This is a genomic window from Pseudomonas sp. SMN5, from assembly GCF_052041925.1.
Lineage (GTDB): Bacteria > Pseudomonadota > Gammaproteobacteria > Pseudomonadales > Pseudomonadaceae > Aquipseudomonas.
Window position 1 is genome coordinate 13,754 of record NZ_JBKGGX010000019.1, and the last position, 19,028, is coordinate 32,781.

Consider the following 19,028-nt stretch of genomic DNA (forward strand, 5'->3'; position numbering starts at 1 on the left):
CGTTTTTTGATCAGCTGCGCCGGCGCATGCTGACTACGGCATCGACGCTGTACACCGCGAGCCCGGCCCAGATGAACAGGAACGCCACCAGGGTGCTGGACGACAAGTGTTCACCGAACAACAGCACCGCGAGCATCAGCACCAGGGTCGGTGCGATGTACTGCAAGAAACCCAGGGTGGTGTAGGGCAGATGCCGTGCGGCGGCGTTGAAACACACCAGCGGGACCAGTGTCACCGGGCCGGCGGCGACCAGCCACCAGGCATCGGAGGTGCTCCAGAAGGCCGCTTGGGCGCTGGTGGCGGTCGGGTTGAACAGCAACCAGGCGAGGGCGATCGGCACCAGCATCCAGGTTTCCACTACGAGCCCCGGCAAGGCCTTGACCGGCGCCTGCTTGCGGATCAGCCCGTAGAAGCCGAAGGTCAACGCCAATGCCAGCGAAACCCAGGGCAAGCTGCCCACTTGCCAGACCTGCTGCGCCACGCCGACCGCCGCCAACCCCACCGCCAGCCACTGCATGCGCCGTAGCCGCTCGCCCAGGATCAGCATCCCCAGCAGTACGTTCACCAACGGATTGATGTAATACCCCAGGCTCGCTTCGAGCATACGTCCGTTGTTCACCGCCCAGACATAGATCAGCCAGTTGGCCGCGATCAACGTGCCGCTTAGGGCCAGGATCGCGAAGCGACGCGGATTGTCCCGCAGCTCACGCCACCAGCCGGGGTGTTTCCAGACCATCAGCAATGCGGCGCCAAACAGCGCTGACCACAGCGCCCGGTGGATGATGATTTCCACCGCCGGTACGCTGGCGATGGCTTTGAAATAGATTGGGAACAGACCCCAGATAATGTAGGCACTCAGGCCCAGGATGTACCCGCGACGCGGGTTGGCGGCTTGCATGCAGAATCCTTGCTTAGGCAGCTAACAAAGGAGTGATTGTAAGGAGATTTGTCAGGTTGTGGGGTGAGGGATTTTGATGCGCTTGCTGAAAAAAACTGTGGCGGCCTGACAGCCGACCTGTCTCTGGCGGTCGTACCCAATCCCATTGTGGGAGCGCATTGGTCATCAGAACAGTTTCAACGGCTCTTCATCCAGCGCCGCCAGTTGTTCGCGCAATGCCAGTATGTGGTCGCCCCAGTACCGTTCGTTGCCGAACCACGGGAAGCTGCGAGGGAACGCGGGATCATCCCAGCGCCGGGCCAGCCAGGCGCTGTAATGCATCAGGCGCAAGGCGCGCAGGGGTTCGATCAGTGCCAGTTCGCGGGGGTTGAAGTCGTGGAACTCGCTGTAGCCATCCATCAGTTCCGACAACTGCCCGAGACATTCCTGGCGGTCGCCGGCGAGCATCATCCACAGATCCTGCACCGCCGGGCCCATGCGGCAGTCGTCCAGGTCGACGATGTGGAACACCTCGTCGCGGCACATCATGTTGCCGGGATGGCAGTCGCCGTGCATGCGGATGGTCTGGTGGGGCGTGGCGGCGTAGACCTCTTCGACGCGTGTGAGCAGATCCCGGGCGACCGACTCGTAGGCCGGTAACAGGCCGCTGGGCACGAAGCCGCTTTGCAACACGGTCGCCAGCGAATCGTGGCCGAAGTTCTTCACGCCCAGGGCTTCGCGATGCTCGAACGGACGGCTGGCGCCCACCGCGTGCAGACGCCCGAGCAATTGCCCGAGGCGATAGAGCTGGTCCAGGTTACCCGGCTCCGGCGCCCGCCCGCCGCGCCGGGGAAACAGCGTGAAGCGGAACCCCGCGTGCTCATGCAGGCTTGTGTCGTGATGCATCAGTGGCGCCACCACCGGAACTTCGCAATCGGCCAGCTCGAAGGTGAAGCGGTGCTCTTCCAGGATCGCTTCGTCCGTCCAGCGCTGCGGGCGATAAAACTTGGCGATCAGCGGCTCGCCATCTTCGATGCCGACCTGGTAGACACGGTTTTCATAACTGTTGAGGGCCAGCACACGGGCGTCGCTGAGCAAGCCAAGGCTCTCAACGGCATCGAGCACCAGGTCGGGGGTGAGGGTATCGAACGGATGGGACATGCTGACTCCTGCGCAGCGGCAGGGCTGCCGCGTCCGGCCCAGCATGGTAGCGCAAAGCAGTCTGGATTGATTGATCAGACTTGTACCGGGCCCTGTGGCGAGGGAGCTTGCTCCCGCTCGACCGCGCAGCGGTCGCATGCTTGATGATGACCGCTGCGCGCTCAAGCGGGAGCAAGCTCCCTCGCCACAAAGAATGACTCAGGCGCCGATCACCCCGCCATCTTCACGGGTAATCACCATCACCGACGAGCGCGGCTTGCCGTTGGGCAGGTGCTCGGGGAAGGTCGAGCCGCCGTTTTCTCCCGGATGCTGGATCCCGACGAACAGAGCCTTCTGGTCCGGCGCGAAGCTGATCCCGGTCACCTCGCAGCCCACCGGTCCGACCATGAACCGGCGGATTTCACCGCTGTCGGGGTCGGCACAGAGCATCTGGTTATTGCCCATGCCGGCGAAATCCCCGGCATTGCTGGAGTCGCCGTCGGTGAGGATCCACAGCCGGCCGGCCTTGTCGAAGCCCAGCCCATCGGGGCTGTTGAACATGTTTTGCGCATTGATGTTGGACGAACCGGCTTTCGGCGTGCCGGCGTGCACCGTCGGGTTGCCGGCGACCACGAACAGGTCCCAGGAGAAGGTCTTGGACGCGTGGTCGTCGCGGTCGGTGCGCCAGCGCAGGATCTGGCCGTAGACGTTCTTGGCCCGTGGGTTCGGTCCGTCCACCGGTTGGCCGTCTTCGCCGCGCTTGGAGTTGTTGGTCAGGGTGCAATAGACCTGGCCGTCCTTCGGACTGACCACGATCCACTCCGGACGGTCCATGCGCGTGGCCCCGACGGCGCTGGCAGCCAGGCGTGCGTGGATCAGGATTTGCGCCTGGTCGGCGAAACCGCTGCTGGCATCGAGACCGTTTTTGCCGTGGGTCAGCTCGATCCACTGACCCTTGCCTTTGGGATGGTCCGGGTTGCCGTCGCCGGCATCGAAGCGCGCCACGTACAAGGTGCCATGGTCCAGCAGGTTGCGGTTGGCCTTGGCATTACGAGGGTTGATGCGCTCGCGGCTGACGAACTTGTAGATGAACTCGCCACGCTCGTCGTCGCCCATGTACACCACGGCGCGACCGTCACGGGTCTGCGCCAGGGCGGCGTTCTCATGTTTGAAGCGGCCCAGGGCGGTGCGTTTCACGGGCGTGGAATCAGGATCGAACGGATCGATCTCCACCACCCATCCGTGGCGATTGAGTTCGTTGGGGTTCTTCGCCAGATCGAAGCGTGGATCGTACAGATGCCAGTTGATTTCGCGGCTGGCGACAGTGGCGCCGTAGCGTTTTTGCGCTTCGTCGAACTGCAAGTCGGACTTGCTGCTGCCGAAGCAGTCGGTGAAGTTTTCTTCGCAGGTCAGGTAAGTGCCCCAAGGCGTCATGCCGTTGGCGCAGTTCTGGAATGTCCCCAGCACCTTCTTGCCGCTCTTGTCGGCGCTGGTTTTCAGCAGGTCGTGACCGGCAGCCGGGCCGCGCAGGCGGATCGGCGTATTGCCGTGGATCCGGCGGTTGTAGCGCGAATCCTGGACGAACTGCCACTGGCCGCCGCGACGACGTTGGACCTCGATCACCGACACGCCCTCACTGGCCTGGGCCTTGTGTACGTCTTCAGCCGACTGCGGTTGGCCGCCGTGGGGGAAGAGGTAGCGGTAGTTGGTGTATTCGTTGTTGATCGCCATCAACGCCCGATTGTTGTCACCGGGGAAGGGGAACAGGCTCATGCCGTCGTTGTTGTCGCCGAATTGCACTTCCTGGGCGCGGGCGGTGCCATTGCCGCTGGGGTCGAAGGCCGGCGCGTTTTTCTTCAGCGGCTGGCCCCAGCTGATCAGTACCGAGGATTTGTAGCCCGGCGGCAGGGTGATGGTGTCGGTCGTGGCGGCAGCGATGCTCTTGAAGCCCAACAGCCGGCTGTTGCCTTCGCTCACGGCGGCGGCCAGGACGCTGCGGCTCAGCAGGTTGCCGCCCAAAAACATCGCCGCGCCGCACAGGGCGCCGGCGCTGATGAAGCTACGACGGCTCAGGCCGACGATTTTTTCCAGGTCGGTGGATTGGTTTTCTTCTAATAGGCTCATCTCAGGCTCCCTGCTGGTTTTGGCAGTCACCTTAAAGGGGGTCGATGAAACTATTGTTGCAACTCGCTACAACGGTGTACCGAGCAACACATTTGTCGGGGAAAACCGCACTTGTACCGCCGAACCGGGCGCCAGGTTCCGGTTGCGCAATTGGAGCGGGTCGGCCAGGGCGCACAATGTCTGGCCATTGGGCAGGCCGATGCGTACTTCGCTGGGGCCATCCTCGGCCGCGGCAACGTGCTCGATCACGCCGTGCAGGACGTTGTTCGCGGAGGTGTCCGGCTCATCGGGCGCGCGTAATTCCAGCCAGCCGGCCTTGATCAGTGCGACCACCTGGGTGCCGGCCGCAAGTTCCAGGCGCACGGTGCTGTCGTGGGTGATCCGCGCTTCGATGACCAGGCCACGGGCCAATTCCAGCCGTACCCGGTCGTTGTGGCCCTGGGATTCGATGTCCAGGACCGTGCCGTGCAGTTGATTGCGCGCACTGGTGCGCAGCATCAGACGACCCAGTAGGCCCAGGTCGTCGGCGTCTTCGCTGGCTTCGAGCAACTGCGCCTGCAAGGTCTGCAAGCGCTGGTAGAGGCGCAGCACCCGTTGTCCCTCGTCCGACAGCCTGGCGCCGCCACCGCCCTTGCCGCCGATGCTGCGTTCCACCAAAGGCTGGTCCGCCAGATTGTTCAACTCATCGATGGCGTCCCAGGCGGCTTTGTAGCTCAGGCCCGCGCTCTTGGCTGCGCGGGTGATCGAACCCTGTTCGGCGATATGCTGCAGCAGCGCGATACGTTGGGGCCGCCGGACGATGTGTTGGGTCAGGAGCGTGGGCAAGGACATGACGAAACTACACGCGAAGATTGATCAGCGGACGTTGGCGCCTTGGGCGCGGCGCGTCAAGCCGGTTCGCCGGGTTTTGGCGTGCGGGCCAGGCAGTAGACATCGACGCGTGCCGCACCGGCGTCGAGTAGCAATCCCGCGAGCGCCTCGGCGGTGGCGCCGGTGGTGAGTACGTCGTCCACCAACGCCAGGTGACGTTTGCGCAAGTCGACACCGGGCGCCAAGGCAAAGGCCTGGCGCAGGTTTCGACGGCGCGCCCGGGCATCGAGTGCCTGTTGCGCCGGGGTGTCCTGGACCCGCCGCAGGAGGTTTTCTTCGCAGGGAATTTCCAGCGTTTCGCAGAGCCAGCGGGCAATCAGTGCCGCTTGATTGAAGCCCCGTTGGCGCAAGCGTCGGGCAGCCAGTGGCACCGGTAACAGCGCATCAGGCCGTTCCAGCCCTTCATCGAATTGGTGTTGCAATGCCTGCGCCAGCAGTTCGCCCATCAGCCGACCCAGCGGCCATTTCGCTTGATGCTTGAAGCGGGTGATCAGACTGTCCACCGGAAAATCATAAGCCCAGGGCGCCAGGACCCGCTCGAAGGACGGTGGTCGCGTGGCGCATTGCCCGCAACGCAGTCCGGCTGTAGGCAGCGGCAGGGCGCAGACGCTGCATTGATTGCCGAGCCAAGGCAGCTCGCTTTCACAGGGGGTGCAGATCGGCTGTAGCGTATCGGTAGACTCACCGCACAACAGACAGAATTGTTTATTTTTTAACCAGATGTAAACCTGTCCTTCGTATCGTGGTTGACAGCGCATGGCTCTTCCTTAAATATGCCGAACATCCGTGTCGCGCCTGTGGGTATTGGATATCCCGGACGCCAGCCAAGCATAATCAAGGAAATACCGATGAGCGCCAGCACCACTGCCAACCTGCGTCATGACTGGTCTTTGGCCGAAGTCAAAGCACTCTTCGTGCAGCCGTTCAATGACCTGCTGTTCCAGGCGCAGACCGTGCACCGCGCGCATTTCGACGCCAACCGCGTCCAGGTTTCGACGCTGTTGTCGATCAAGACCGGCGCCTGCCCGGAAGATTGCAAATATTGTCCGCAGTCCGGTCACTACAACACCGGGCTGGATAAAGAGAAGCTGCTGGAAGTGCAGAAGGTCCTGGAAGAGGCCGCACGGGCCAAGGCCATCGGTTCCACCCGCTTCTGCATGGGCGCGGCCTGGAAACACCCATCGGCCAAGGACATGCCCTACGTGCTGGAAATGGTCAAGGGCGTGAAGGCCATGGGCCTGGAAACCTGCATGACCCTGGGCCGTCTCGACCAGGAACAGACCGAAGCCCTCGCCCAGGCCGGGTTGGACTATTACAACCACAACCTCGACACCTCGCCGGAGTTCTACGGCAGCATCATCACCACCCGCACCTACAGCGAGCGTCTGCAAACCCTGGCCTACGTGCGTGATTCGGGGATGAAAATCTGCTCCGGCGGCATCCTCGGCATGGGCGAATCCCTGGACGATCGCGCCAACCTGCTGATCCAACTGGCAAACCTGCCGGAGCATCCGGAATCGGTGCCGATCAACATGCTGGTAAAAGTTGCCGGCACGCCGCTGGAGAATGCCGAGGACGTCGATCCGTTCGATTTCATCCGCATGCTCGCGGTAGCGCGGATCCTCATGCCCAAGTCCCATGTACGCCTGTCGGCCGGTCGTGAAGCGATGAACGAGCAGATGCAAGCCCTGGCATTCCTGGCCGGCGCGAACTCGATTTTCTACGGGGACAAACTGCTGACCACCGCCAACCCGCAGGCCGACAAGGACATGCAGTTGTTCGCCCGTCTCGGAATTCAGCCTGAAGCTCGCGAAGAACATGCCGACGAAGTGCACCAGGCGGCGATCGAGCAGGCGCTGGTGGAGCACAAGAGTAGCGAGCAGTTCTATAACGCGGCTGTTTGATCAACCCGACTTCTTATTTGGAATGCGGGCCCCTGTGGGAGCGAGCCTGCTCGCGATAGCGATGAAACATTCGACATCTACTTGAATGACACACCGCCATCGCGAGCAGGCTCGCTCCCACAGGGGGCCCATTCGGTCTTTAAATGGCGTTTCCCCCGAGGCCTGCATGCCCTTCGATCTCGCCGCACGCCTGGCTGCCCGTCGTGCCGAAAACCTCTACCGCCAACGCCCACTACTCGAAAGCCCGCAGGGGCCGCAAGTCGTGGTGGACGGTCAGCCATTGCTGGCGTTCTGCAACAACGATTACCTGGGCCTGGCCAATAACCCGCAGGTGATCGAGGCCTGGCGCGCCGGGGCGGCCCGCTGGGGTGTCGGTGGTGGCGCTTCGCATCTGGTGATCGGCCATAGCGGTCCTCATCACGCCCTGGAGGAGGCCCTGGCCGAGCTGACCGGTCGTCCGCGCGCCCTGCTGTTCTCCACCGGCTACATGGCCAACCTCGGCGCCGTCACTGCGTTGGTCGGGCAGGGCGATACGGTGCTGGAAGATCGGCTCAATCACGCCTCATTGCTCGACGCCGGGCTGCTGTCCGGAGCGCGTTTCAACCGCTACCTGCACAACGACGCCCAGAGCCTGGCCAGCCGCCTGGAAAAAGCCACCGGCAATACCCTGGTGGTCACCGATGGTGTATTCAGCATGGACGGCGACATCGCCGACCTGCCGGCACTGGCCCGTGAAGCCAAGGCTAAGGGCGCCTGGCTAATGGTCGACGATGCCCACGGTTTCGGCCCGTTGGGGGCAAACGGTGGTGGGATCGTCGAGCATTTCGGCTTGAGCCAGGATGACGTGCCGGTCCTGGTGGGTACCCTGGGCAAGGCGTTCGGCACTGCCGGGGCTTTCGTTGCGGGCAGCGAGGAACTGATCGAGAGCCTGGTCCAGTTCGCCCGCCCCTACATCTACACCACCAGCCAGCCACCCGCCCTGGCCTGCGCAACCCTCAAGAGCCTCGAACTGCTGCGCAGCGAGCATTGGCGGCGCGAGCACTTGCAGGTACTGATCCGCCAGTTCCGCCAGGGCGCCGAGCAGATCGGCCTGCAATTGATGGACAGCTTTACGCCGATCCAACCGATCCTGATCGGCGATGCGGGGCGGGCGATGCGCTTGTCGCAGATGCTCCGCGAGCGCGGACTGATGGTCACCGCGATTCGTCCACCCACGGTGCCGGCCGGCAGTGCGCGTTTGCGCGTGACCCTGACCGCCGCCCATAGCGAAGCTCAAGTGCAACTATTGTTGAATGCACTGGCCGAATGTTTCGCACAGTTGGGACTGGAGCCAAGCCATGCGTGATCGACTGATACTTCTGCCCGGTTGGGGCTTGGGCGTTTCACCGCTGGAGCCGCTGGCCGCCGCGCTGCATGGGCTGGACGAGCACTTGCGGGTGGAAATCGAGCCGTTGCCGGCGCTGGCGTCCATTGACCCCGAAGAATGGCTCGACGAACTGGACGCTTGCGTGCCGCAGGACGCCTGGCTGGGCGGCTGGTCCCTGGGCGGCATGCTGGCCGCGGAGCTGGCGGCGCGCCGGGGCGAGCGCTGCTGCGGATTGCTGACGCTGGCGAGCAATGCGTCGTTCGTCGCGCATGAACAGTGGCCGAGCGCGATGGCCAGCGAGACCTACGACGGGTTCCTCGCCGGGTGCGCCGCTGATCCACGGCAAACCCTAAAGCGTTTCAGCCTGTTGTGCGCCCAGGGCTGCAGCGATCCGCGGGGCTTGTCGCGGTTGCTGCTGGCCGGTGCGCCGGGCAGTTCGCCTGAAGTATTGATGGCCGGCCTGCAAGTGCTGGCGCAACTGGATACTCGCGCGGCATTACAGGGTTATCGCGGTCCGCAACTGCATTTGTTCGCCGGGCTGGATGCTCTGGTGCCGGCGGAGGCAGCAAGTGATTTGCTGGCGTTGCTGCCGGATGTCGAAATCGGCCTGATCGAACAGGCCGGCCACGGATTCCTTCTGGACGACCCCCACGGTGTGGCGGCGGCGATCCAGGCTTTTCTGCATGAGTCCGGTGATGACTGATTTATCGATTCCCCCATTACCTGGCGCCTTACCCGACAAACGCCAGGTTGCCGCTTCGTTTTCCCGGGCGGCGACCAGCTATGACAACGTCGCTGAATTGCAGCGCGACGTTGGCCAGCAATTGCTGGCGCGGTTACCTGCCGGGTTTGTGCCGGGGCGTTGGATGGACCTGGGCTGCGGCACCGGTTATTTCACCCGAGCCCTGGGCGCGCGCTTCGGCGCAGCGAATGGTCTGGCGCTGGATATCGCCGAAGGCATGCTCAATCATGCCCGCCCTCAGGGTGGGGCCGCGCATTTTGTCGCCGGCGACGCCGAGCGCCTGCCGGTGCAGGCGTCGAGCTGCGACCTGGTGTTCTCCAGCCTGGCGGTGCAGTGGTGCGCGGAGTTTGCTTCGGTACTGAGCGAGGCCTATCGCGTATTGAAACCTGGTGGAGTGCTGGCCTTCACCAGCCTTTGCGTGGGCACGCTGTACGAATTGCGCGACAGTTGGCGTCAGGTGGATGGCCTGGTGCACGTCAACCGTTTCCGAGCGTTCGAGACCTATCAACAGCTGTGCGCGGCCAGCGGACTGAATCTCATCAGCTTGGAAAATCGTCCTCATGTGCTGCACTACCCCGACGTGCGCAGCCTGACCCACGAGTTGAAAGCGCTGGGCGCGCACAATCTGAATCCCGGTCGCCCCGGCGGATTGACGGGCAGGGCGCGGATCAAGGCGCTGGTCGAGGCCTATGAACAGTTTCGTCAGGCACAAGGACTGCCGGCGACCTACCAGGTGGTCTACGCCATTTTGGAGAAACCGCTATGAGTCAGGCCTATTTCATTACCGGCACCGACACCGATGTCGGCAAGACCACCGTCGCGGCCGGCCTGCTGCACGCCGCGCGCCTGGCCAGCCTGAGCACCGCCGCCGGCAAGCCGGTGGCTTCCGGTTGCGAGGTCACCCCCAAGGGCCTGCGTAACGCCGATGCGTTGGCGCTGTTGGCCGAGTGCTCGGTGCCGCTCGATTATGCCCAGGTCAACCCGGTGGCGTTCGAGCCGGCGATTGCGCCGCACCTGGCAGCCCGGGAAGCCGGTGTTGCGCTGACCGTGCAATCATTGCTCGGGCCGATGCGCGAGATACTGGCCTTGCAAGCTGATTTCACATTGATCGAAGGCGCCGGCGGCTGGCGCGTGCCTCTGGCCGATCAGGACAATCTTTCGGATCTGGCCAAGGCATTGAGCCTGCCGGTGATCCTGGTGGTGGGCGTGCGCCTGGGGTGCATCAGCCATGCGCTGCTGACCGCCGAAGCCATCGCCCGAGACGGCTTGCAGCTGGCCGGTTGGGTGGCGAATATCATCGACCCCAAGACCTCGCGCCTGGAAGAAAACCTCGCCACCCTGGCCGAACGTCTTCCCGCGCCATGCCTGGGCAGAGTGCCGAAAATCAAAGGTGTCACTGCTGAAGCCGTGGCCGGTCATCTGCATCTGGAGCTGCTGGATTAAGGTTTTCGCTATGGTAAGGCAGTGTGCCATTAGTGTTTTTGTCGGGCCTTTCCGAAGGCCTTCTGCTTCAATAGCCACTGTCGACCCTTCAAGAAGACGAGCTCTGCCATGCAAATCTCAGGAAACACCGCGTTCTATGCCGGTCTGAGCACTGTCCAGACGGGGCAGAACCGTGTCGATCAGGCGGCCAGCCAGATCGCCAGCACTACCATCGAGCGTTCGGTCACCAGCCAGTCCTCTGAGGTCCAGGTCGATCGCCTGCGTTCGGTGGATCGTAGTCAGCAGTCAGACGTAGCCAGCAACATGGTGGAAATGTCCCAGGGCAAGTTCCAGGTTGACTTGGGCGTGAAGGTCGCCAAGGCATCCGACGAAATGCTCGGTACGTTGATCGATACCTTCGCCTGATCGCTCTACTTCAAGTTTGCAAAAGCGCCGCGATCGTTCGCGGCGTTTTTGTCTCTAACCTCTTCTTGCTCAACTAATCTTTTCTCCACGTGTATCGCGGGCCTTGGCTGTGAGGGATCGCGCCTGCCTGGGATTTTCCCGATTCGATGACGAATGGCAAAAGATCGACGCTTGACAAGATTTGGGCGTAAACGTATGTTTCAAACAACTGTTTGACCGCCATAACAAATCCATGCGGTCGTTCATTCCCGGTTACATCAGCAGAGGTTTATCGCTATGCCTGACTACAAGGCCCCCTTGCGTGATATTCGCTTCGTTCGTGACGAACTGCTCGGCTACGAAGCGCATTATCAGAGCCTTCCGGCTTGCCAGGACGCAACTCCGGACATGGTTGACGCCATTCTCGAAGAAGGCGCCAAGTTTTGTGAGCAGGTGCTGGCTCCGCTGAACCGCGTGGGTGACATCGAAGGTTGCACCTGGAGCGAGTCCGGCGTGAAAACCCCGACCGGTTTCAAGGAGGCCTACAAGCAATTCGTCGAAGGCGGCTGGCCAAGCCTGGCCCATGACGTGGCGCATGGTGGTCAAGGTCTGCCGGAGTCCCTGGGCCTGGCGGTCAGTGAGATGGTCGGCGAAGCCAACTGGTCGTGGGGCATGTACCCAGGCCTGTCCCATGGCGCGATGAACACGATTTCCGAGCACGGTACGCCCGAGCAGCAAGAGGCTTACCTGACCAAGCTGGTTTCCGGTGAATGGACCGGCACCATGTGCCTGACCGAACCTCATTGCGGTACCGACCTGGGCATGTTGCGCACCAAGGCCGAACCGCAGGCCGATGGTTCCTACAAGGTCACCGGCACCAAGATCTTCATTTCCGCTGGCGAACACGACATGGCCGACAACATCGTCCATATCGTCCTGGCACGTCTGCCGGATGCACCGGCCGGCACCAAGGGCATCTCGCTGTTCATCGTTCCCAAGTTCCTGCCAAATGCTGACGGCACCGTCGGCCAGCGCAACGCGGTGAGCTGTGGTTCCCTGGAACACAAGATGGGCATCCACGGCAATGCCACCTGCGTGATGAACTTCGACGCGGCCACCGGCTTCCTGATCGGCCCGGCGAACAAAGGCCTGAACTGCATGTTCACCTTCATGAACACTGCACGCCTGGGGACCGCGCTGCAAGGCCTGGCCCATGCCGAGATCGGCTTCCAGGGTGGCCTGAAATATGCCCGCGACCGCCTGCAAATGCGCTCCCTGACGGGCCCGAAAGCGCCGGACAAAGCCGCTGACCCGATCATCGTTCACCCTGACGTACGTCGCATGCTGTTGACCATGAAGGCCTTCGCCGAAGGTAACCGGGCGATGGTGTACTTCACCGCCAAGCAGGTCGATATCGTCAAGTACGGTGTGGATGAAGAAGAGAAGAAAAAGGCCGATGCGCTGTTGGCGTTCATGACGCCGATTGCCAAGGCGTTCATGACTGAAGTCGGTTTCGAATCGGCCAACCACGGCGTGCAGATTTATGGCGGCCATGGCTTCATCGCCGAGTGGGGCATGGAGCAGAATGTTCGCGACAGCCGCATCTCGATGCTGTACGAAGGCACCACCGGCATCCAGGCGCTCGACCTGCTGGGCCGCAAAGTGCTGATGACCCAAGGCGAAGCACTCAAGGGCTTCACCAAGATCGTCCACAAGTTCTGCCAGGGCAACGAAGGCAACGAAGCGGTAAAAGAGTTCGTAGGACCTTTGGCTGCGCTGAACAAGGAATGGGGCGAGCTGACGATGAAAGTTGGCATGGCGGCCATGAAGGATCGCGAAGAAGTAGGCGCAGCCTCCGTGGACTACCTGATGTACTCCGGTTATGCCTGCCTGGCCTACTTCTGGGCCGACATGGCGCGTCTGGCAGCGGAAAAACTCGCAGCCGGCACCACTGAAGAGGCCTTCTACACTGCCAAGCTGCAGACCGCGCGCTTCTACTTCCAGCGTATCCTGCCGCGTACCCGCACTCACGTGGCGGCCATGCTGTCGGGTGCCAACAACCTGATGGACATGAAAGAAGAAGACTTCGCGCTGGGCTACTAAGCCTTACGCGGGACTTCCCCCAAAGCCGCTGCTTCCCTCGGGATGCAGCGGCTTTTTCATGTCCGCCACAAATATCCCTGTGGGAGCGAACTTGCTCGCGATAGCGGCGTGTCAGCCCATGGAGGTGCTGGCTGAACAAACGCCATCGCGAGCAAGCTCGCTCCCACAGAGGATCAGAGGCGATCCTGAAACAATATTCATCCAGCCAGCCCCTAAGCAAACCTTCTTCCCTGCCGTTACAACGATGGCAGTGTGACATCTGTCACATCTTCCGTGCCTTATTGCACTGTTAGCAGGCACAATGCCATCTTTGATCAGCCGGGTTGGAGCTTTTACCCTTGCCGCGTTCTTCCGCTGTACGTTTCAGCCATTTCCTACCGTCGATGTTGCTATTGCTGTCGGGGCTTGCGGCTGCCTACGTCAAGGATCTCAACGTTTTCTTCACCTCGTTGTTCAATGTCCTGCCCACCCTGGTATTGCTATTGGGCGGGGCGTATTGCGCGGTCTACCGACGCCAGCGTGAGCTGTTTCTGATGGTCACGGTGTACATCGCCTACTTCTTGCTGGACACCCAGACTGACTTTTACCGCGATAACGGCAAGGTGCGCGAAGACGCCGCCGTGGTGTTCCACCTCGTCTGCCTGCTGCTGCCATTGCTGTTCGGATTGTTTGCCGCGTGGCAAGAGCGCACGCATCTGTTCCAGGACATGGTGGCTCGGTTCGCGGTGTTGCTGGTGTTCGGCAGTGTCGCACTGGCCCTGGAGCAGAGTTTTCCCCAAGCGTTGCTGTTATGGCTTTCGGAGATCCGTTGGCCTGCGTTGCACGGCGCCTGGATGAGCCTGATCCAGTTGTCCTACCCGATGTTCGCCGCCGCCTTCCTGCTGCTGGCCTGGCAATACTGGCGCAACCCGCGGCCCCTGCACGCGGCGCAGCTAGTGGGGCTGCTTGGATTGTTCTGGATGCTGCCGAAAACCTTCATCCTTCCGTTCACCCTGAACATCATGTGCAGTCAGGTGATGCTGATGATCGCCGCGGCGGTTGCCCACGAGGCCTATCAGATGGCATTTCGTGATGAACTCACTGGCCTGCCGGGACGTCGGGCGCTGAATGAACGCATGCAGCGCCTGGGGCGCAATTACGTGTTGGCGATGAGCGACGTGGACCATTTCAAGAAATTCAACGACACCCACGGCCACGACGTGGGCGACCAGGTGCTGCGCCTGGTGGCGAGCAAATTGTCCAAAATCGGCGGTGGCGGTAGGGCGTATCGCTATGGCGGTGAAGAATTTGCCTTGGTATTTGCCGGCAAGACCATTGATGAATGCATGCCTCATCTGGAGGTCATCCGACAGTCCATCGAAACCTACGCCATTCAGTTGCGCAATCCCGACAGTCGTCCCCAGGATGATCAACAAGGCCGCCAGCGTCGTTCCGGGGCCGGTGCCTCCAGCGTATCGGTGACAGTCAGCATCGGCGTGGCCGAACGCCTGGAGCAACGCACCCCCGAAGAAGTGCTCAAGTCCGCCGACCAGGCCCTCTATAACGCCAAGGGCGCAGGGCGCAACTGTGTGGTTGCCTTTGGACAGACCCGACGCGGCGCGGTGCGCATGGAGGCCGCAGCGGGTTGAGTGATGATGGCGCATTCAGCGACTCGACAGTGATTGTGAGCGTCGAGGGCCGGCAGTAGGTTGCAACGATCTGCTACCGGAGAAAACCACCATGCCCGAGTACAAAGCCCCGCTGCGCGACATGCGCTTTCTGATCGATCATGTCTTCGATTTCCATGGCCGTTATGCCGAGCTGGGCGCCGGCGATGCCAGCCCGGACATGGTCAGCGCGATTCTCGAGGAAGGCGCACGATTCTGCGAGAACGTGCTGGCGCCGCTCAATCGTTCCGGTGACGAGCAGGGCTGTCATTTCGACAACGGCGTGGTGACCACACCTACAGGTTTCAAGCAGGCTTTCGCACAATACGTGGAAGGCGGCTGGCACGGGCTGGCGGCGGATCCCAGGTATGGCGGCCAGGGCCTGCCCAGCTCGCTGGGACTGGTCATCAGCGAAATGATCGGCTCCAGCAACACCTCATGGGGCATGTACCCTGGCCTGACCCACGGCGCAATGTCGGCCATTCATGCCCACGGCACCGAAGAACAGAAACAGACCTATCTGAGCAAGCTCACCGCCGGCCAATGGACGGGCACCATGTGCCTGACCGAAGCCCATTGCGGCACTGACCTGGGGATCATCAAGACCCGCGCGGTGCCTCAGGCCGACGGCACTTACGCGATCAGCGGCAGCAAGATTTTCATCTCCGCCGGTGAGCACGACCTGAGCGAGAACATCATCCATCTGGTACTTGCCAAACTGCCGGACGCGCCCGCCGGGACCAAGGGTATTTCGTTGTTCATCGTGCCCAAGTTCCTGCCCGACACCCGCGGTGAAGCTGGAGCGCGCAATGGGGTGAGCTGCGGCTCGATCGAACACAAGATGGGCATCAAGGCGTCGGCTACCTGCGTGCTGAACTTCGACGGTGCCAAGGGCTTCCTGATCGGCGAGCCGAACAAAGGCCTCAACTGCATGTTCACCATGATGAACCACGCCCGGCTCGGCACCGGCATGCAGGGACTGTGTCTTGGAGAAGCGAGCTTCCAGGGAGCCATTCGATACGCCAACGATCGCTTGCAGATGCGCTCGCTGACCGGGCCCAAGGCGCCGGAAAAAGTCGCCGACCCGATCATCGTCCATCCCGACGTGCGCAGGATGTTGCTGACCATGAAGGCCTTCAACGAAGGCAACCGGGCGCTGACCTATTTCACCGCGCAGTTGCTGGATACCGCGCACCTGAGCACGGATGAGAGTGCCCGCCAGGAAGCCGAGGACCTGTTGGCCTTCCTGACGCCAATTTGCAAAGCCTTCATGACCGACACCGGGCTTGAGGTGACCAACCACGGCATGCAGGTGTTTGGCGGGCACGGTTTCATTCGCGAATGGGGCATGGAGCAGTTGGTACGAGACTGTCGCATCGCGCCGATCTATGAAGGGACTAATGGCATCCAGGCCCTGGATCTGCTGGGGCGCAAAGTCCTGGGCAGCCAGGGCAAGTTGCTGCGTGGCTTCACCAGGATTGTCCACAAGTTCTGCGCCGCCAACGCCGGGCATCCGCAGCTCAAGGAATACCTCGCGCAGTTGGATGAGCTCAACCAGCAATGGGGCGAACTGACCACCCGGGTGGGCATGGCCGCCATGAAGAACCCGGACGAAGTGGGCGCCGCCTCGGTGGATTACCTGATGTACAGCGGTTACATCATCCTCGCGTACCTGTGGCTGCGCATGGCATTGGTGGCACAGGCGCAACTCGACGGCGGCAACGGTGACGAGGATTTCTGTCGTGGCAAGCTGGCGACCTGCGAGTTTTACTTCAAGCGTCTGCTGCCGCGTACTGCCGCCCATCGTGCCGCTGTCGAGGCGGGGAGTGATTGCCTGATGAAGCTGCCGGCGGAGTTGTTCGCCCTATAATTAGCGGTTGAAACACAAAATCTGTGGCGAGGAAGCTTGCTCCCGCTGGGACGGTCCGACGCTTCGGGCGAAGCGGCCCCATGTTTTGCGATTCTGCGCAATCGAACGGGAACAAAGCTCCCTCGCCACAGTGTTCGTGTGGGCTTCCTGTGTGACTAAAAATAACAAAAAGGTCACGGGTTGACCCTATGTGTCGTAAAAGTTGTTGAGGTACACTTCAGGCATTGCTAGAACCATTTCCTACGAACCAATTGTTTAGATCCTGCGAGGTTTGCCATGGCTGACTACAAAGCGCCCCTGCGCGATATGCGCTTCGTCCTCAATGAAGTATTCGAGGTCGCGAAACTATGGGCCGAACTGCCGGCGCTGGCTGAATCCGTAGACGCTGAAACCGTTGAAGCGATCCTTGAAGAAGCCGGCAAGGTCACCAGCAAGAGTATCGCGCCCCTCAGCCGTGCCGCTGATGAAGAAGGTTGCCACTGGGCCGACGGCGCCGTCACCACGCCGGCAGGTTTCCCACAGGCCTACAAGACTTACGCTGAAGGCGGTTGGGTCGGTGTCGGCGGCGACCCAGCCTATGGCGGCATGGGCATGCCCAAGGCTGTTTCCGCCCAGGTCGAGGAAATGGTCAACTCCGCCAGCCTGTCCTTCGGCCTGTATCCGATGCTGACCGCCGGGGCTTGCCTGTCGATCAATGCCCACGCCAGCGAAGAGCTGAAGGCTGCGTACTTGCCGAACATGTACGCCGGTGTCTGGGCAGGCTCCATGTGCCTGACCGAACCGCATGCCGGGACCGACCTGGGGATCATTCGCACCAAGGCCGAACCCCAGGCCGACGGTTCCTACAAGGTCAGCGGTACCAAGATTTTCATCACCGGCGGCGAACACGACCTCACCGAGAACATCATTCACCTGGTGCTGGCGAAGCTGCCGGATGCGCCGGCCGGTCCGAAAGGTATCTCACTGTTCCTGGTGCCCAAGTTCCTGGTCAATGCCGACGGTAGCCTGGGCGCACGTAACGCGGCCAACTGCGGCTCGATCGAACACAAGATGGGCATCCAGGCGTCCGCCACCTGCGTAATGAATTTTGACGAAGCCGTAGGTTATCTGGTCGGTGAGCCGAACAAGGGTCTGGCGGCCATGTTCACCATGATGAACTATGAGCGTCTGGGTGTCGGCATCCAGGGCCTGGCCACCGGCGAGCGTTCCTACCAGAACGCCATCGAATACGCTCGTGATCGCCTGCAGAGCCGTTCGCCGACCGGTGCGCAGAACAAGGACAAGGTCGCCGACCCGATCATTGTCCACCCAGACGTGCGCCGGATGCTGCTGACCATGAAAGCCTCGAACGAGGGCGGTCGGGCATTTTCCACCTACGTGGCAATGCAACTGGACACCGCCAAGTTCAGTGAGGACGCGGCCACGCGCAAGCGCGCCGAAGATCTGGTGGCGTTGCTGACGCCGGTGGCGAAGGCGTTCCTGACCGACCTGGGCCTGGAAACCACCGTCCATGGCCAGCAGATTTTCGGCGGCCATGGCTACATCCGTGAATGGGGCCAGGAGCAACTGGTGCGTGACGTACGCATCACCCAGATCTACGAAGGCACCAACGGCATCCAGGCGCTGGACCTGGTGGGGCGCAAGATCGTCGGCAGCGGCGGGGCGTTCTATAAATTGTTCGCCGATGAGATTCGCCATTTCACCGGCACCGCGAGCAGCGACCTGGCGGAATTTACCCAGCCATTGAACCAGGCCGTCGGTACGCTGGATGAGCTGACCGAATGGCTGTTGGACCGGGCGAAGACCAACCCGAACGAAATCGGCGCGGCCTCGGTGGAATATCTCCAGGTGTTCGGCTACACCGCTTATGCCTACATGTGGGCCCTGATGGCCAAAGCTGCCTTGGGCAAGGAAAGCCAGGATGACTTCTACGCAAGCAAGCTGGGAACCGCACGTTTCTACTTTGCTCGCCTGCTGCCACGCATCCATTCCTTGAGCGCTTCGGTGAAGGCGGGCAGCGAGTCGCTGTTCCTGCTGGACGCCGCTCAGTTTTGATACATGGCGTCATGTAAGCATTTGCTTACATGACGTGCTGGCGTTTTCCCTCTACCGACAGATTGGATCCACGGCTAATCTACTGCACATGGACGTCGCGCAGGATGCGCATAAGCAACAACACGGACACGTAGGATTCTGCCAGGAAGGCGGAGTGAAATGGATGTCAGGGAAACAGTCTGCAAAGCCCCGCTTCGGCGGGGTTTTCTTTTGTCTGCGTTTTTTCAACCCAGGTCTGTTTCTTCTACTGATGGCCGTTGAACCCTGACGAGCGGTCACGGGTCAATGAGCTATATGGCAATGCAGCCATCGCCCATCAGGAGCCCACCATGGATTTCATTCGTATCATCATCGCCATTCTGCTACCGCCGCTGGGTGTATTTCTGCAGGTCGGTTTCGGCGGGGCCTTCTGGCTGAACATTCTATTGACGCTGTTGGGCTACATCCCGGGCATCGTGCATGCGGTGTACATCATCGCCAAGCGCTGAAAATTCGCAAATATGT

Annotated in this window: 16 protein-coding genes; 11 read left to right on the forward strand and 5 right to left on the reverse strand. The window is 61.6% G+C overall.

Annotation, left to right across the window (positions count from 1 at the left end; translation table 11 throughout):
* Window positions 1-10 precede the first annotated feature (10 nt).
* From rarD to ACLEJR_RS19020, 5 genes are all read right to left on the reverse strand, one after another.
* Complete coding sequence (rarD, locus tag ACLEJR_RS19000; RefSeq protein WP_440815753.1) at window positions 11-898, reverse strand: EamA family transporter RarD; 888 nt, start codon at window positions 896-898, stop codon at window positions 11-13.
* 165 nt (window positions 899-1,063) lie between these two features.
* Window positions 1,064-2,038, reverse strand: coding sequence for a serine/threonine protein kinase (locus ACLEJR_RS19005; protein WP_440815755.1), 975 nt, complete (start codon window positions 2,036-2,038; stop codon window positions 1,064-1,066).
* 198 nt (window positions 2,039-2,236) lie between these two features.
* Window positions 2,237-4,141, reverse strand: a complete 1,905-nt coding sequence (locus ACLEJR_RS19010; RefSeq protein ID WP_440796346.1) for a PhoX family protein — start codon at window positions 4,139-4,141, stop codon at window positions 2,237-2,239.
* 66 nt (window positions 4,142-4,207) lie between these two features.
* The gene (locus ACLEJR_RS19015; RefSeq protein WP_440815758.1) at window positions 4,208-4,972 is read right to left on the reverse strand and encodes a TOBE domain-containing protein; all 765 of its coding nucleotides are present in this window, start codon (window positions 4,970-4,972) and stop codon (window positions 4,208-4,210) included.
* 56 nt (window positions 4,973-5,028) lie between these two features.
* Complete coding sequence (locus ACLEJR_RS19020; RefSeq protein ID WP_440796350.1) at window positions 5,029-5,769, reverse strand: double zinc ribbon domain-containing protein; 741 nt, start codon at window positions 5,767-5,769, stop codon at window positions 5,029-5,031.
* 90 nt (window positions 5,770-5,859) lie between these two features.
* Here ACLEJR_RS19020 and bioB point away from each other — a divergent pair, with 90 nt between their 5' ends.
* The 11 genes from bioB to ACLEJR_RS19075 all read left to right on the forward strand — a co-directional run bounded on the left by bioB (window position 5,860) and on the right by ACLEJR_RS19075 (window position 19,012).
* Window positions 5,860-6,915, forward strand: coding sequence for a biotin synthase BioB (gene bioB, locus ACLEJR_RS19025; protein ID WP_440796352.1), 1,056 nt, complete (start codon window positions 5,860-5,862; stop codon window positions 6,913-6,915).
* 166 nt (window positions 6,916-7,081) lie between these two features.
* Window positions 7,082-8,260 carry an 8-amino-7-oxononanoate synthase gene (gene bioF / locus ACLEJR_RS19030; RefSeq protein WP_440815761.1) on the forward strand — a complete coding sequence of 393 codons (1,179 nt, stop codon included), beginning with the start codon at window positions 7,082-7,084 and terminating at the stop codon, window positions 8,258-8,260.
* Entirely contained in the window at window positions 8,253-8,984 is a 732-nt protein-coding gene (locus ACLEJR_RS19035) for an alpha/beta fold hydrolase (RefSeq protein ID WP_440815764.1), read from the forward strand. Before bioF ends, ACLEJR_RS19035 begins: the two co-directional genes overlap by 8 nt.
* Window positions 8,977-9,789, forward strand: a complete 813-nt coding sequence (gene bioC, locus ACLEJR_RS19040; protein ID WP_440815766.1) for a malonyl-ACP O-methyltransferase BioC — start codon at window positions 8,977-8,979, stop codon at window positions 9,787-9,789. Before ACLEJR_RS19035 ends, bioC begins: the two co-directional genes overlap by 8 nt.
* Window positions 9,786-10,466 (forward strand): dethiobiotin synthase, encoded by a 681-nt coding sequence (bioD, locus tag ACLEJR_RS19045; RefSeq protein WP_440815769.1) that lies wholly within the window; start codon window positions 9,786-9,788, stop codon window positions 10,464-10,466. The genes bioC and bioD overlap by 4 nt, the downstream gene beginning before the upstream one ends.
* A gap of 108 nt (window positions 10,467-10,574) precedes the next feature.
* Window positions 10,575-10,871, forward strand: coding sequence for a pyrroloquinoline quinone biosynthesis protein PqqE (locus tag ACLEJR_RS19050; protein WP_440815772.1), 297 nt, complete (start codon window positions 10,575-10,577; stop codon window positions 10,869-10,871).
* Window positions 10,872-11,147: 276 nt separating this feature from the next.
* Window positions 11,148-12,953, forward strand: coding sequence for a phenylacyl-CoA dehydrogenase (locus ACLEJR_RS19055; RefSeq protein WP_440796362.1), 1,806 nt, complete (start codon window positions 11,148-11,150; stop codon window positions 12,951-12,953).
* A gap of 338 nt (window positions 12,954-13,291) precedes the next feature.
* Window positions 13,292-14,581 (forward strand): GGDEF domain-containing protein, encoded by a 1,290-nt coding sequence (locus ACLEJR_RS19060; RefSeq protein ID WP_440796364.1) that lies wholly within the window; start codon window positions 13,292-13,294, stop codon window positions 14,579-14,581.
* 91 nt (window positions 14,582-14,672) lie between these two features.
* Window positions 14,673-16,469: an acyl-CoA dehydrogenase C-terminal domain-containing protein gene (locus ACLEJR_RS19065; RefSeq protein WP_440815774.1), complete on the forward strand. Its 1,797-nt coding sequence runs from the start codon at window positions 14,673-14,675 to the stop codon at window positions 16,467-16,469.
* Between the two features lie 276 nt (window positions 16,470-16,745).
* Window positions 16,746-18,524, forward strand: coding sequence for an acyl-CoA dehydrogenase C-terminal domain-containing protein (locus tag ACLEJR_RS19070; protein WP_440796367.1), 1,779 nt, complete (start codon window positions 16,746-16,748; stop codon window positions 18,522-18,524).
* Window positions 18,525-18,853: 329 nt separating this feature from the next.
* Entirely contained in the window at window positions 18,854-19,012 is a 159-nt protein-coding gene (locus ACLEJR_RS19075) for a YqaE/Pmp3 family membrane protein (protein WP_003177654.1), read from the forward strand.
* The last annotated feature ends 16 nt before the right edge of the window (window positions 19,013-19,028 follow it).

Excerpts from the sequence above, each read along its gene's own strand:
- rarD (WP_440815753.1), bottom strand. The coding sequence starts at position 898 with ATGCAAGCCGCCAACCCGCGTCGCGGGTACATCCTGGGCCTGAGTGCC.
- ACLEJR_RS19005 (WP_440815755.1), bottom strand. The coding sequence starts at position 2,038 with ATGTCCCATCCGTTCGATACCCTCACCCCCGACCTGGTGCTCGATGCC.
- ACLEJR_RS19010 (WP_440796346.1), bottom strand. The coding sequence starts at position 4,141 with ATGAGCCTATTAGAAGAAAACCAATCCACCGACCTGGAAAAAATCGTC.
- ACLEJR_RS19015 (WP_440815758.1), bottom strand. The coding sequence starts at position 4,972 with ATGTCCTTGCCCACGCTCCTGACCCAACACATCGTCCGGCGGCCCCAA.
- ACLEJR_RS19020 (WP_440796350.1), bottom strand. The coding sequence starts at position 5,769 with ATGCGCTGTCAACCACGATACGAAGGACAGGTTTACATCTGGTTAAAA.
- bioB (WP_440796352.1), top strand. The coding sequence starts at position 5,860 with ATGAGCGCCAGCACCACTGCCAACCTGCGTCATGACTGGTCTTTGGCC.
- bioF (WP_440815761.1), top strand. The coding sequence starts at position 7,082 with ATGCCCTTCGATCTCGCCGCACGCCTGGCTGCCCGTCGTGCCGAAAAC.
- ACLEJR_RS19035 (WP_440815764.1), top strand. The coding sequence starts at position 8,253 with ATGCGTGATCGACTGATACTTCTGCCCGGTTGGGGCTTGGGCGTTTCA.
- bioC (WP_440815766.1), top strand. The coding sequence starts at position 8,977 with ATGACTGATTTATCGATTCCCCCATTACCTGGCGCCTTACCCGACAAA.
- bioD (WP_440815769.1), top strand. The coding sequence starts at position 9,786 with ATGAGTCAGGCCTATTTCATTACCGGCACCGACACCGATGTCGGCAAG.
- ACLEJR_RS19050 (WP_440815772.1), top strand. The coding sequence starts at position 10,575 with ATGCAAATCTCAGGAAACACCGCGTTCTATGCCGGTCTGAGCACTGTC.
- ACLEJR_RS19055 (WP_440796362.1), top strand. The coding sequence starts at position 11,148 with ATGCCTGACTACAAGGCCCCCTTGCGTGATATTCGCTTCGTTCGTGAC.
- ACLEJR_RS19065 (WP_440815774.1), top strand. The coding sequence starts at position 14,673 with ATGCCCGAGTACAAAGCCCCGCTGCGCGACATGCGCTTTCTGATCGAT.
- ACLEJR_RS19070 (WP_440796367.1), top strand. The coding sequence starts at position 16,746 with ATGGCTGACTACAAAGCGCCCCTGCGCGATATGCGCTTCGTCCTCAAT.
- ACLEJR_RS19075 (WP_003177654.1), top strand. The coding sequence starts at position 18,854 with ATGGATTTCATTCGTATCATCATCGCCATTCTGCTACCGCCGCTGGGT.